Source organism: Bradyrhizobium sp. UFLA06-24 (assembly GCF_054967145.1).
The window spans coordinates 50,499-62,557 of the sequence record NZ_JADFUE010000001.1 but is presented as its reverse complement, the minus strand read 5'-3'; the positions used below and the strand labels follow the sequence as shown (position 1 = coordinate 62,557).

General features: G+C 58.4%; 15 protein-coding genes. 10 read left to right on the top strand and 5 right to left on the bottom strand.

The genetic code is table 11. From position 1 onward, the window contains the following. Positions 1–64: 64 nt before the first annotated feature. Entirely contained in the window at positions 65–1,582 is a 1,518-nt protein-coding gene (locus IF809_RS00315) for a type IV secretory system conjugative DNA transfer family protein (RefSeq protein ID WP_462836504.1), read from the top strand. A gap of 4 nt (positions 1,583–1,586) precedes the next feature. Here IF809_RS00315 and IF809_RS00310 read toward each other — a convergent pair whose 3' ends face one another. Then, positions 1,587–2,171, bottom strand: coding sequence for a hypothetical protein (locus IF809_RS00310; RefSeq protein ID WP_462836503.1), 585 nt, complete (start codon positions 2,169–2,171; stop codon positions 1,587–1,589). A 736-nt stretch (positions 2,172–2,907) separates the two neighbouring features. On the opposite strand from IF809_RS00310, the gene IF809_RS00305 reads away from it, so the two are divergent. The 4 genes from IF809_RS00305 to IF809_RS00290 all read left to right on the top strand — a co-directional run bounded on the left by IF809_RS00305 (position 2,908) and on the right by IF809_RS00290 (position 6,196). Continuing rightward, positions 2,908–3,702, top strand: coding sequence for a hypothetical protein (locus tag IF809_RS00305; protein WP_462836502.1), 795 nt, complete (start codon positions 2,908–2,910; stop codon positions 3,700–3,702). Positions 3,703–4,005: 303 nt separating this feature from the next. Continuing rightward, on the top strand, positions 4,006–5,337 hold the full coding sequence (locus tag IF809_RS00300; protein WP_462836501.1) for a DUF4407 domain-containing protein: 1,332 nt from the start codon (positions 4,006–4,008) through the stop codon (positions 5,335–5,337). Then, on the top strand, positions 5,334–5,786 hold the full coding sequence (locus tag IF809_RS00295) for a hypothetical protein (protein WP_462836500.1): 453 nt from the start codon (positions 5,334–5,336) through the stop codon (positions 5,784–5,786). Before IF809_RS00300 ends, IF809_RS00295 begins: the two co-directional genes overlap by 4 nt. A 77-nt stretch (positions 5,787–5,863) precedes the next feature. After that, complete coding sequence (locus tag IF809_RS00290) at positions 5,864–6,196, top strand: hypothetical protein (protein ID WP_462836499.1); 333 nt, start codon at positions 5,864–5,866, stop codon at positions 6,194–6,196. Between the two features lie 328 nt (positions 6,197–6,524). Here IF809_RS00290 and IF809_RS00285 read toward each other — a convergent pair whose 3' ends face one another. After that, positions 6,525–7,427 (bottom strand): ArdC family protein, encoded by a 903-nt coding sequence (locus IF809_RS00285; protein ID WP_462836498.1) that lies wholly within the window; start codon positions 7,425–7,427, stop codon positions 6,525–6,527. A 673-nt stretch (positions 7,428–8,100) separates the two neighbouring features. Here IF809_RS00285 and IF809_RS00280 point away from each other — a divergent pair. After that, positions 8,101–8,280 (top strand): hypothetical protein, encoded by a 180-nt coding sequence (locus tag IF809_RS00280; RefSeq protein WP_462836497.1) that lies wholly within the window; start codon positions 8,101–8,103, stop codon positions 8,278–8,280. 127 nt (positions 8,281–8,407) lie between these two features. Here IF809_RS00280 and IF809_RS00275 read toward each other — a convergent pair whose 3' ends face one another. The 3 genes from IF809_RS00275 to ligD form a co-directional block, all read right to left on the bottom strand. Then, entirely contained in the window at positions 8,408–8,884 is a 477-nt protein-coding gene (locus tag IF809_RS00275; RefSeq protein WP_462836496.1) for a hypothetical protein, read from the bottom strand. A gap of 229 nt (positions 8,885–9,113) precedes the next feature. Continuing rightward, positions 9,114–9,302: a hypothetical protein gene (locus IF809_RS00270; protein ID WP_462836495.1), complete on the bottom strand. Its 189-nt coding sequence runs from the start codon at positions 9,300–9,302 to the stop codon at positions 9,114–9,116. A gap of 67 nt (positions 9,303–9,369) precedes the next feature. Next, a complete protein-coding gene (ligD, locus tag IF809_RS00265) occupies positions 9,370–10,248 on the bottom strand; it encodes a non-homologous end-joining DNA ligase (RefSeq protein WP_462836494.1) in 879 nt (292 codons plus the stop codon). A 361-nt stretch (positions 10,249–10,609) separates the two neighbouring features. Here ligD and IF809_RS00260 point away from each other — a divergent pair, with 361 nt between their 5' ends. The 4 genes from IF809_RS00260 to IF809_RS00245 all read left to right on the top strand — a co-directional run bounded on the left by IF809_RS00260 (position 10,610) and on the right by IF809_RS00245 (position 11,963). Beyond that, a complete protein-coding gene (locus IF809_RS00260) occupies positions 10,610–10,840 on the top strand; it encodes a hypothetical protein (RefSeq protein ID WP_462836493.1) in 231 nt (76 codons plus the stop codon). 134 nt (positions 10,841–10,974) lie between these two features. Further along, positions 10,975–11,142 carry a hypothetical protein gene (locus tag IF809_RS00255; protein WP_462836492.1) on the top strand — a complete coding sequence of 56 codons (168 nt, stop codon included), beginning with the start codon at positions 10,975–10,977 and terminating at the stop codon, positions 11,140–11,142. Next, complete coding sequence (locus IF809_RS00250) at positions 11,127–11,351, top strand: hypothetical protein (RefSeq protein ID WP_462836491.1); 225 nt, start codon at positions 11,127–11,129, stop codon at positions 11,349–11,351. The genes IF809_RS00255 and IF809_RS00250 overlap by 16 nt, the downstream gene beginning before the upstream one ends. Positions 11,352–11,702: 351 nt before the next feature. After that, the gene (locus IF809_RS00245; protein ID WP_462836490.1) at positions 11,703–11,963 is read left to right on the top strand and encodes a DNA-binding protein; all 261 of its coding nucleotides are present in this window, start codon (positions 11,703–11,705) and stop codon (positions 11,961–11,963) included. Positions 11,964–12,059 lie beyond the last annotated feature (96 nt).

Below are 12,059 nucleotides of genomic sequence, written 5' to 3'. Positions count from 1 at the left end.
AGTGTTTTCGAGTGACATGACGCGCCGGTGATCTATCGAGAGTCATCCAGCAAAGGAGACCTCGATGCATTTTCCCTGGGACGAATTCAGTAAATACGGAGTGCCTGCCGAGAGCGCGGGCGTCAGAAGCTATCCCGCCTTGCCGGGCATGGACGATCGCTCACGGCTGCTCTTTGAGCAACTCCTGCGGCGCGGTATTCCGATCGCGCGGCTACAGAAGGACCGCGAACGGACAAACTACTATATGTCGCCGGGTGAGCTGCTCGGCTATCGCTATGAATTCGGGCAATTGGTCATCGGCAAGCTGGGCAACACTTTCCTCGGCCATACCGATGATCGGCCAATCATGACCATCGCCGGCACACGGGCGGGCAAGACGACCACGATTCTCGAACCAAACATCTATCTCTATTCTGGCTCAATGCTTGCACTTGATCCGAAGGGGGAGCTCTCAAAAGCAGCGAGCTTCAAGCGGTCAAGAGGGCACAGGGTTTTCATTTGTGACCCGTTTCAGCAATCGGGTGAACAATCTGCGTGCTTCAATCCGCTCGACGAGCTCGACCCGCGGAGCCCGTCGATTGTAGACGATGTGATGGCAATCGCGAACGCGATCGTCCCAGACACTGAGAGCGGCGGGAATGCGAAATTCTTCAACAACAGCGCAAGAACCTTACTGGCTGGTCTCATCTATATCGTGCTGTCTCTCCCGGAATCAGAACGCAACCTTATCACCGTCCGCGACCTTTTATGCCTCTCGTATGGTCCTCTTGTAGCCGACGGAAAGCGCCGTGCCTCTCAGATGCTGGCCGAAGCATCCGAAGGGGAGAAGAAACGCTACTTCGACGCAAACGGCGTATTGATGACAGCACTGTTCGACATGATGAGAGACATTGCCGCACCATTCGGCCGTGCAGCCAATAACGTTGCTAACCGGATGGCGCAGGCGCCCGCAAATGAAAGAGGTTCGATCTTCAGCACGGCCGCTGTGCACACGGACTTTCTGGAGAGCATACTGTTGCAGCGGATTTTGCGGCGGTCCGACTTCTGCCTTGCCGATCTGCGTAGCGACAGACCAACATCCATTTTCCTTTGCCTGCCCATCGGGCAAATGGAAACACACTCTCGTTTTCTGCGAATAATTGTGCAGCTTGCCTGCACGGTCCTCGAACGCATGGGAACTTATCCGCTGGGTCGTGATCCAATCCTCTTCATGCTTGAGGAGTTCGCGACACTCAACATGCCCTTTATGGAGCGCGCTTCGGCTTACTTTCCAGGGTTTGGGATCAAGCCCTGGTTCGTTGTCCAGGACATCACGCAGCTCAAGGCTACATATCGCCAATCATGGGAATCTTTTCTAGGCAATAGCGGTTTAGTTCAGGTCTTCGCCAATGGCGATGGTGAGACACTTGAGTACGTTACAAAACGGCTTGGCAAGCTCATCGTACCCTGGGAGTTCGAGCAGAGCTTCGCCCGCGAGCATCAGAGCCAGTTGCTCCTTATGAAAGGAAAGCCGCCGGCAGCGGCTTCGCGCCTCTCGCATGAGGACGTCGTTCGCATTCGGACGGGCGCTGGTTGCCTCTGAACAGTCAACGGGCCGCTGGGAAGAACGCTTCCCGGCGGCCCCAGAGCTGCTCCATCGCCATCTCAAGGTCCGGCGCCAGCACCTCGGGTGTGCGGTCGTTGCGGTTCAGCCGATTGCAGGTGGCAAATTCAATGAACCGTGTGCCATAGACCCCACAAAACACCAGACGATCAACATTATCGCCCTTCGCTTGCAGCTGAGGCCATTGCTCGCCCAGCCCGTCGAGCGAAAACATCCGATCGTCGACGATCATTCCGTCGGGATGGATTTCGATGCTGTGCCAGCGCTTGAACTTCCAACGGACCGCAAGTGTGATGAGCAGGACCGCCACAACGAACGCACCAAATGCGGCACTTCCGGACAGCGGGCTCTTATACACCAACCAGATGGCCGAGCTGGTCGACCCAAGCCAGGTAAGGCAGCGCAACGTGTCGAGAACGCGATTGCCGGCCTGGTCTCGGTACAGAAACAGCAGTCCTCCGCGAGGCGTGAGGCTGCGCGCATAGCTCTCAAATGGATCGCGACCTAGGGCCAGCGCAGAATGCGCAGCCGTCCGCGCCGCGTCGTACCCCACCAATTCGTCAGCCAAGGAAGTGGAGTATTCCAAGAGATATTTGGAAGGAGTTGATGTGTTCATCACCGTGACATAGGGAGGAAGAGAAACACGAGAAAGGGCTTTCCCGTTCGTTACCAAACATTCCTGATCTCTGCGCAGAAAAGCCGCGCCCCGAATTGGCAAGCGGCTACCGCTTCAGATCGATCAAGTTTTTGGATCATTTGCTTTTGCCCGCTGCGCCCGACTCTCGATCAGTGCTTGCAAGCAGAGAGTCCGAGACACAGGGTGCTACCAAACCGAATACGCGATCCTAAAGCGCTCCGAGAGTTAATAGATTTTGCGTCGGCTGCGCCGATCACCGAACACAGGTCCGACGATCGCCTCAGCCAGGATGATGGGGTCATTCGGGCCCTGGTCGATGGCCCGCGCGATTTTCCTGCGGCGTAGAGGGCATACCTTGAACCGGGTGCTAGGTTGGCCTGCGTCAGCCTGCTCAACTGAGTGGCGATGCGCTCCGCGTTGCTGCCCCGAGCGTCATGTTCCTCTTATGTTCCTTTCGGCGATCTGGGTTAATTATTTGTGCGATCCGTTTAGAAGATTACCACTCGTCCAAAATACCAAAGGAGATTGTGATAGGTCATTCACACCTCCCGGACCCAATGCCGGAAGATCGAAGTTGGTGAAAACCATATGGGCCGTAGAGCGGATCCAATGGTGTCGCACAACATGGGATTGCCCGCTGTTCTCGTATTGATCACTGAGAAACCACATGGCTAAGACAAGGAAGTTGGTCTCAATAAATCATGGAACGCGGACAAAAATAGCTACCGAACGACGCGCCATCCTAGACAGCGGAGAGCCGCCTCGTTCTCGGCAATTGGAAGCCGTGGAGGAAGCGCGGGCTCTATTGCGTGACGCTAAGATAACCGAAGATATGGTCGCAGAACTGAGGGAGCTTCTGCGCGAGGCGCATCTCCCGATTCTTGGGGCACGCCGTGAGGACGGATGCATGGCGACCGTGTCAGTTACAGAGAACTTCGACCGCTTATTGTTCAAGTTTTATCGCAGCAAGAGGAATGCGACTTCGGAAATTGCTAATATCGGTTCTATCGTCTATGATTTTAGATCACCTCCAAGAAAAAGGCGGGCCCCGGGCGATATCCCGGCAGCAAAGGAATTGAGCATTGAGAACGAGCTTAAAGAACTAAAAAGAATTCTTAAGAGGCTTCCCCTGTCCAGTGATCGGGCGTCCCAGCTTATCGGTGCCATCAAGAGCGAAGTTGAAAATGCCGGGCGGGCAACTTGGAAGCCCCCAAAAGACAAGAAAGACCCGTTTCCTCATCTTCGCCATCTCACTGCCCCGCTTTTCATCAAGGAAGTCTGGAAGAGCCAGATTCAAAACGGTGAGATTTCTCGCGCCCTTATCGCCAATTACGACAAGGACCTTCTCCAAGCGTATGATGTCTACGTATCGGCGAGGCGAACAAGGAAACTCGATCTTGGAGATGCGACAGGTCTGACGCTGGTCCGCTCACGGAAACCCCGCAGAGATCCGCGTCCGTAGAGTATAGCGTCTTTACAAGATAGTTACTTAACTATACAATGCGCGCTACCCTAGAGGCGCGCCTGATGTCGTTTATCGCACGCGGCATAGAAATATCCGTCCTTCGACCCGAAGTGACTTGGCCGGGCAAGCACGCGGCTGCCGCTCCAGCCGCGTAGCCAATCGAGCGGAATTCCCGACTTCCCGCGGTCTGAACCACCGGCGCCAGCGTTCGGCGCCGAGAATTCGCAATCCACCCCGACGCCGCTCCCTCGGCGCCGAACGGCTCGTCACGTCCGGTTTCACCTCATACGGAGAAATGGAATGAGCGATTTCACGACTGCCAATAACGGACACAAACAGGAGAAAGTAGTTTCTTCTGTATTGCCGGTCCGGGAAATGCACGATCTCACCGGTCGATCGTTCGACCGGCCAGCGAACCGAACGACGTCTCTTTCTTCCACGATGCAGGGCCTGCTCATCATCCTTGGTGGTGGGCACCCGACGACCGTTCGACAGATCTGCTCCGCGCGGGAAGCTTTGGATTTCATGATCCTCGGGCTACTTCTCCTCGGGACGGTGGTGATGACGACTTTGAGCGTCACGACTGTACTTCATGCCGGTCTTGGAGATGGCGACTTCCACTCGTTCTTTGGTTTGATTGGCGCACTCGTCGGTGTCATGCAGGGCACGATCGACAATCTGCTCCAGTACAGAAAGCCGATGCTTGAACGCGGGTTCGCCGAGCTGCGGCGCACTGGGATGCGCTTGCCCGAGATCGTGCATGACCGTTTCGTTTCCGTCGCGACAAATCTTGTGCGAGGAGCACAGGGAACCGCCCTCGGTATGCTGGGCGGCGCCTGTATGCTGCTGGGCGTCATGGCCCCCTCGATCGAGGGGTATTATCAGCACAGATTCATGACCGATAATCCAGTCGCATCGGCGGAAGCGACCAAGCTCGTCGATGCGGCTATCGCACGTACGGCAGACGATCTCAAAGCAGCAACCAGACGGCTTGATCAGACCAACGCTATGTTGTCGTCCCTGCGCCAGAACAACGTGCGCCAGGTCACTCGCGCCACCTCTCGCACATCCGCTTCAACGGCAGCTTCAGATGCGCAAATCGGAGCACTTGAGCGAGCGCTTGCTGCCGAAACCTCTAACCGGGAGACCATCAAGACGAAGCTCGATCAGCAGCAAAAGGATCGCAACGCCGAAATCGAAAAGAGGATTCAGTCGTCGCCGAATGCTGTCCCGCGCCTCTCCGGCCTCGGTGGTGCGCTTGAGGCCATCACGGCTCTCACTAAAAACGACATCAAGATTCTCCTCTTCGTTCTCGGATTCCAGGCGATTTCGCTAGCGCTCGAACTTGGGCCGATGTGGGTGTCACTGAGCGGCAGGTTCTTTCCGTCCGCCTATGCGGCTCACATGGCAATGCAGCACTTCCTCGATATCTCGCGCGTGAGCGAAGACGGCGCGCGGCGCCTGGGTCTTGAACCTCCTTCAGATGATCCGCCGGCCGCCAGCCCGGCGACCCCGAAGCCGGGCCCCTCTGACACTCCGCCCTCACCTTCACCGACCACAGCAGTAGTGAGAAGGGGTCCAGGCAGGCCTCGGAAGAATAACTTCGATCACACCAATGGAGCAGTGCAATGACCCTTCATGAACCGCTTCCCGAAGGCGCAGGGCCGGAGCCCGTTCGAACATCGGATGCGTCCTATTATCCGCGGCTGAGCGACGACATTCTCATCAGCGTGCGGGAGATTGCGATGTATACGGTCGGCCGAGCGGACCCGAAGGCCGTCCGGGCTACGTATTGGCGCTTCGACCAGAACCAGAACTCCCGGATCCCAACATTCCGCTGGCGAGGACGATTGTGCGCCCGCAAGTCGAGCATACTCGGCTTCATCTGGGCGAAGGAGATTCGTGGGATTCAGCAACATGACGTGCTGCTCATGAAGACGCACACGGCTTTGCAGGCGGCTTTGCCCTTGCTCGATCGGCTGCTCTCCAGATCAGCGGTGGAGGATGACATCAAGCTGCTTGCGGCTCTCGCGGTCGCACGCACAAGCATCGAGCAACTGCTGAACCATCATGAACCTTGAGACATGGCCGCCCCTGCTGTGGAAACAGCGGGGGCGGCTGTCGCATTTCGGTATGACCAATCCTCGGAGAAAGCGATATGACTGACCCTGTCCGCTTAGCTGCCGAGCGGTCGCTTTCCGTGTCTCGCCTGGTAGTCGCCGCCTGGGAAGCGCTCAAGGCGATCGTTCTCGTGATGATCGGCGTGTGGCTTGCGACGCTTTTCAGCAATACGATTTTCAGGGCATTTGACCTGTTCGTCACGTGCGCCTGGGCGGGACATCATTTCATGCAGGCGTGTGAGCAGTATCTGGCGGCGCGACCTCAGCCGCGCACCGACGAGGTGCAGCGGCAGCGCGAGGCGCGCGGATTGTTCGTACCGGGACGGATTGATGAACAGCGCCGCCAAAGCCGCCAACCGCGAGGCGAGTAACGGACTTTAGCGGGAGTGCGCCCGGGCCCGTTCTTCATCATCCGCAATCCGGCGGCAGGCCATTTCGAACCATCTTTGGCCGTCGAAATGCTCGATGGCGCCGCCCCCGCCGTTGGAAAAGCAGGCCCACGCTTCGGCCCGCTCCCGCTCGATACGCTGATGCGCAGATGGCCCGTGCAGAGGCTCGCCGGTAGCCGTGAGAGGTACCCACATTGGACACTCCAGCATTCAGGAAGAAGCAGAACCCACACATTAGGTGGGTTCTCGAAAACCGCCAGTCGTGATGCATGAGAATGTTTGGTATAGCTCTAGCGCATTGTTCGCCACGTTACGCAGCGCGATCTTCATCGTGAGCAGGGGCCTGCAAGCCGTGCAGAAAGTCGGCCGCGCGTTGCGCATGGGCAGCGGCGGTGAATATCGCCCGGCAGTCATTCTCCAGTGCCTCGATCCACGAAGCGATATAGGCGGCGTGGTCGTCGCGGATGGCGGGCGTCAGGTCGAGGTCGGCGCAGAGGAAGGCGGCGCCGAGTTCGGCAACCAATTCCTCGGCGGCGTAACCGGCATCACCGAATCTTTTGCGCCCGAAATCGCGATCAAGGCGCGAGGGATGGCGCGTCCAGTGCGTGCATTCGTGCGCCAGTGTGCTGTAGTAGCTCTCGGCGTCACGGAAGCACTCAAAAGGCGGCATCTGGATGGTATCCGTGCTCGGGCTGTAGCAAGCCATGGCACCGCCATGCCGGATGACCGCGTTCGTTGCAGCAAAGAAGGCGTCCGCATGGCCGATACGCTTGACAGGATCCAGTCGCGGTGCTGCGGGCGCATAAAAATGCGGCGGCAGTCCGTCGATCTGCTCGACCGAGAACACGGTATAGGACCTGAGGAAGGGAATGGCATATTCTTCCTGCTCGCCTGAGGTTTCATTGGTCGCGGTGCGGATGATCCTGTCGGCATAGACGACCGGCGCGCCGTGCTCGCCTTTGCGGACGGAGGCGTTAAGCGCCCTTGCCTGTTTGAAGGTCATCCAGATCGGTGCGCTGTAGCCTTTTTCAACAGCGGCAGACCACAATATCAGAACGTTAATTCCGCTATACGGGATGCCGTTGGCGCGCAGGGGGCGCGTGATCCTGCCGGCGGCATGCTCGGCGCTCCATGGTTGCGCCCAGGGCCTGACGCCAGCCGCGAGGCTTGCAACAATGTTGTCGGTAATTTTTTGATAGAGGTCGGATTTCATGGCTTGTCCTTGAAAGGCCGGTTGCGCATGCAACCGGACTAGGCCCGCGCCAATGAGCGGGGTAAGGCCGTCAAGGGCGCCGCCTGCGGCGCTCGTCTTGCCCTTGACGGACGTGGGGTCGCAGACCCCTTCATTCTTCGAGAGTTGCTCGCGCTTCGTCACGTCCGCCCGGGTCAGCGCTTGCCAGGAAACGCGTGCGCGCAGCGCATCGCCGGATGAAATGGCACCCGGGCCGCGTGAGCATAGCGACGGCGAAGCCGGCACGCGGGACGAGTGCAGCGACGAGACCGGTTAAAAGGGCACCCGTCTGACGCGGCAGTGATAACGACGGCGGCTTGCCGCCGGGCCGCTTCAGCGAGTGCCCCCGGCGAGGAGCACATCAGATCTTGCGCGAGGGATCGTGACCCGCATGGGCCGGGGCGAAGACCCGGCAGGCGCAGCCTGTAGAGCCCGGTCCGCATCAGCGGACGCGCCCGGCCAGACCATTATCATTTCCGTAATCGTGGGCCGCGCCACGGCCCTTCACTGCGGCACCTTCGCACCGGCCTCGGCATGGCCCAAACGCGTTGCGCTCGTCCGCTTCGCTCCCGCCCGAGGTGTGCCCTGCCTCCTCCGTTGCGAGGGCCTCCGTCAGAAGGCCGCGATTGGCGCGGTCCAGACGATGGAGGAAACGATGCTGCTCTGGACGATCACTGAACTGATGCACAGGACGCGCGAAGAGCTCTGCGGGCTCGATGAAAACCTGCGGCATGCTCTTGGCCGGTTCGAACCCGGCACGGCGCAACGACACGAACTGCTCACGTCGCTCGGGAACATCCGCCGGGTCATGTACATGCGTGGTTTGCACTTCTGACAGCGGCAATCAGCACCATCGCGACCGCGCAAAATGTTGCCGCGGCTCGCTGTGTCCTCATGCGCAAAGAAAAAGCCCTGCCGGTTGATGCCGACAGGGCTTCGTCTTCGTCAATCATTCTGATGCACTAACTCTGGAATCCTTCCATGCGGCGGGACCCGTTGCGGCCACGAGCCGGGCGTCGCGCTTTGGGAGACGCCGCCGGCCTTGTCGTAACCTTGGTCTTCAGAAGGTCCTGGATGACCGATTGCGGGTCCGTCAGCAGGAGCTTGCTCTGTTCAGCTCCCATGAGGTCGCGCCATTTGAGCCGGGTTTTGTAAGGCTTCGCAGGATTGAAGTCCTTCGTCGGCTCAAAGGTCTCGACACGGAATACGATGGTCTGATTGACGGCCACCATATCCTCCGTGAAGAGGTGCAGGCTGTGCTCTGTCGCAAAAGCTTCGACCGTCTGCTCGGTCAGAACGACGTCGCGGCTGAGCAGGACCAGCCTTGCCTTGTATTCCTTCTCGGGCTTGAACTCGGGATTGGCGGCCGGATCGAACGCTTCGACGAACGCCACCTGCGCAAGTGGCACGAGCTTTCTTCCGATGGTGAGGACAGTCATGGAGTGTCTCCTTATGTGAGTTGAGGAGACTCTGGTCTACGAAATCCGCAAGAGAAGCGGCATCGGAAGGATTGGTAGTCGGGCCGCAATGAATGGGAATGTTTGGTACCCGGACAACAGTATGCGGGAGTTGTGACGAGCAAAGAACAGGCCTCCTTGAGGAGGAGGCCTGAGTTTCTGGAGAGGACCCATAGGGTATCTCGGCAACCCGTCCTTTTGGTCCGCGTTCCTATCCGTGCTGGCGTAGCTGGCGATCAATTTCGATTGCTTGATCTGCGTTATACGCGCGCTTGAGAAGTGAGTTCCGTTCTTCGCCAGCGGGCTTTTGAGCGGCATCTTCGCGCATATGCTGCGCAAATTGCGAAAGCCTTGTTGCGAGTGAATCCGTCTGCTTGAACCGCCTGCGCTTCTTTCCCATTGCGACGTCCCTCTGCCATTGCGCGACGATTGTACGTTCGCAAGCCGAAGAGCGCAGACACATAGGTTTATTTTTTGCTCAGACCTTTGAACGAGCTCGCGCGCAGGAGTCCTTCAGACGTGATGTCGCGATACTCGATCTCTGCAACAAATGTTGGTTCGACCCATGTCGCCTTGGGCTTTTTGAGCTGCTTGCTCAATCTACTCCTTGGACTGACCACGGTGTCGAGCGCCTGTCGTATCCTTGCAGAGGTCGTGCGGTTCCAGCCGGTGCCCACCTTGCCCATGTAGACAAGCTCCTTGCCTTCTCGCTTGCCGAGGTAAAGTGCGGCAACCCCGGACGGATCCTTGATAAACCCGACGACGGGAAATCTGCCCTTCTGCACCACCTTGATCTTCTGCCAGGCTTCAACCCGGTCGGACCTGTAGGGCGCATCAATGCGCTTCGAGACAATACCCTCATAATTGAGTTTGCTGGCAGCAGCGAACAGGGCCTGGCCGTCGCCTTCGTGATGCTCGCTGTAGAGGATGGGGCTCTCGAGCCGGTGCCGGTCGATCAGGTCTTTCAGCAGCCGCTTGCGCTCGATCTGCGGCTCCTTTCGAAGATCCCTGCCATCAACCCACAGCAGGTCGAAGGCGAAATACAGCAGGCGGTCCTGGTCGCCCCTTCCGAGGTCAGCTTGCAACTCCGAGAAGTTGGTCCGCGCCTCATGGATGACGACCACCTCGCCGTCAACGATCGCCTGGCCGGGAATGTCGAAAGCACCGGCGATGACGGAGAACTTCCGTGTCCAGTTCAGGCCGTTGCGGGTAAAGGCCGTCCGCTCTTCCCCATCGATATGAAGCTGGACGCGGTAGCCATCGTATTTGATTTCGTGAATCCATTGTGCCCCTGAAGGCGCCTTCATCTTCAGGGTCGCCAGTTGAGGGCTGATGAAGCCCGGCATTGGGGTCCTCGCCGGCGTCGCCGCCCGGCCACCCCTGGTACGCTTTGCCACAAACGCAACTCACAAAAAGACCCCGCCGCTGGTGTTGGGGGCCAACGGCGGGACAGGTCTACCTTCTCAACAGTGAAGGAACGCAGGGGAAGGTCCGGAGTTCCATTGCGGCCGGGAGCAGGAGGCTGAGGGCATCTAGCCGGACGATCGTCCCTTAACGTGTGTGAATCCGTAAATGCGGGCCGTGAGCTAGGATCCGGAATGAGTTGGGTACTTGATATGGTTGGGGGATTGCTGCTGGCGCTTTATGCGAGCGAGGCAGCGGCCTTCGTGGACAACCTTTATTGCAAGCTTGTTCGTGGAGTGCGTGATGTTGCTTTCCGAAAGATTCAGTGACCGGACCATTTCCAATATGGACGTGGCACTTGAGCGGGCGTGCAGGCTCATGCCCTCGGCCTTCGAGGGCCATCCCGCCCGAAGATTTGTCGCGGAAAAGATCGTCGAATGCGCCTCGCGGCATACGCAGACGCTCGGCGGGCTCACGGAAGCGGGCAGACGGGCCGTGGCTGAGCTTGCGGCGGAGATCGTTGAGCAGGATTGATGGCCGGCCCTTCCGCGTAAAGACAGCTCCTATCCAGCGACGGCTCCTCTTTAAGGTTGATGAGTGAGGTTAACGTCAGCCGCGCTTTGTCGGCAATGATCTGGTCCGCTATCTGCAATGTGCAGAAGACCGGAATGCTGGACAAAACGCGGGACGTTCCGTTACGAGCTGACGAACATCGGCGCGGGGACGATTACTTTGTGCCGATCGTGTTTTTCAGTGCTGCGGCTACCGCGATGATCGCCTGGATAGCGGCGATAGCCTGGGCAAGCTGGAGTTTGATCACTTGGATTTTCTGGTAGATGAAAAAACACCGCAGGAAGATTTTACGGGTCTGTCCGACCATTTCATCACGCGCATGTATGAGTTCATCCGCGATCAGGTCGCGGCCGATGTGACCTCAGGTACCCGGCTTGTCGGGCTGCCGGCCAGACAGCGCGCTGACAGGCTGTTTGCCGAGATCAATCGTCGTGGTCTTTACTGCAAGCCGATCGATTGGCCGACGGCGTAGCCGGGCTATCGGTGCGCCGGGCATCGTTGCCATCGACATTGACCTGATCAGTGCCAACAGGGCGGGTTGTTTGACCTGCAGCCAAGGTCTGCCGACACACGCGCGTATGTCCCGCCGGAATCGTTGAGAATGTTTTGCGCCGCAGCATTTTGCGTTTGATTCCGACCTACCAAAAAAGGACAATCAGGCTTTCCCGAAGGTGCTGTTGGCCAAGTAACGAGTACCTTTGACGCGACCGACTACCTGTTTTTGGCAACTGCTCCCGCAGCCGCTGAACGAGTTCTCAGGAAATTGCCTGTCGCGACGGCCCCCTTCGTCCTGAGGGTGGGGACATCAGCAATGGGAGGAGACATGCAGACAGAAGCAGTCCCGCAGAAAACCGAGCTTGATCTCGCCAACGACATCCTTGAAGGGGCCGACGCCATCGCCGAGTTTCTCTTTCGCGGAACGAGTGATGATGAGCGCGGTCGCAATCGTCGGAAGGTGTATCACCTGGCTCAGTCGAGCCGGCTTCCGCTCTTCCGGCTTGGATCTTTGCTCTGCGCGCGCAAATCAAAATTGCTCGAATTCATATCGAGCCAGGAAAACCGCGCGCTTGGCCCGAACGATTAGGACATGTCCGCAGGGATGGGTGGCCTCAAGACCAAGCGCATGATTGGTTTTTCGGCTATTGCTAGCCAATGAAATTCAAACCTGCACGGGAGCGAC

Excerpts from the sequence above, each read along its gene's own strand:
- IF809_RS00315 (WP_462836504.1), top strand. The coding sequence starts at position 65 with ATGCATTTTCCCTGGGACGAATTCAGTAAATACGGAGTGCCTGCCGAG.
- IF809_RS00305 (WP_462836502.1), top strand. The coding sequence starts at position 2,908 with ATGGCTAAGACAAGGAAGTTGGTCTCAATAAATCATGGAACGCGGACA.
- IF809_RS00300 (WP_462836501.1), top strand. The coding sequence starts at position 4,006 with ATGAGCGATTTCACGACTGCCAATAACGGACACAAACAGGAGAAAGTA.
- IF809_RS00295 (WP_462836500.1), top strand. The coding sequence starts at position 5,334 with ATGACCCTTCATGAACCGCTTCCCGAAGGCGCAGGGCCGGAGCCCGTT.
- IF809_RS00290 (WP_462836499.1), top strand. The coding sequence starts at position 5,864 with ATGACTGACCCTGTCCGCTTAGCTGCCGAGCGGTCGCTTTCCGTGTCT.
- IF809_RS00285 (WP_462836498.1), bottom strand. The coding sequence starts at position 7,427 with ATGAAATCCGACCTCTATCAAAAAATTACCGACAACATTGTTGCAAGC.
- IF809_RS00280 (WP_462836497.1), top strand. The coding sequence starts at position 8,101 with ATGCTGCTCTGGACGATCACTGAACTGATGCACAGGACGCGCGAAGAG.
- IF809_RS00275 (WP_462836496.1), bottom strand. The coding sequence starts at position 8,884 with ATGACTGTCCTCACCATCGGAAGAAAGCTCGTGCCACTTGCGCAGGTG.
- IF809_RS00270 (WP_462836495.1), bottom strand. The coding sequence starts at position 9,302 with ATGGGAAAGAAGCGCAGGCGGTTCAAGCAGACGGATTCACTCGCAACA.
- ligD (WP_462836494.1), bottom strand. The coding sequence starts at position 10,248 with ATGCCGGGCTTCATCAGCCCTCAACTGGCGACCCTGAAGATGAAGGCG.
- IF809_RS00260 (WP_462836493.1), top strand. The coding sequence starts at position 10,610 with ATGTTGCTTTCCGAAAGATTCAGTGACCGGACCATTTCCAATATGGAC.
- IF809_RS00255 (WP_462836492.1), top strand. The coding sequence starts at position 10,975 with ATGCTGGACAAAACGCGGGACGTTCCGTTACGAGCTGACGAACATCGG.
- IF809_RS00245 (WP_462836490.1), top strand. The coding sequence starts at position 11,703 with ATGCAGACAGAAGCAGTCCCGCAGAAAACCGAGCTTGATCTCGCCAAC.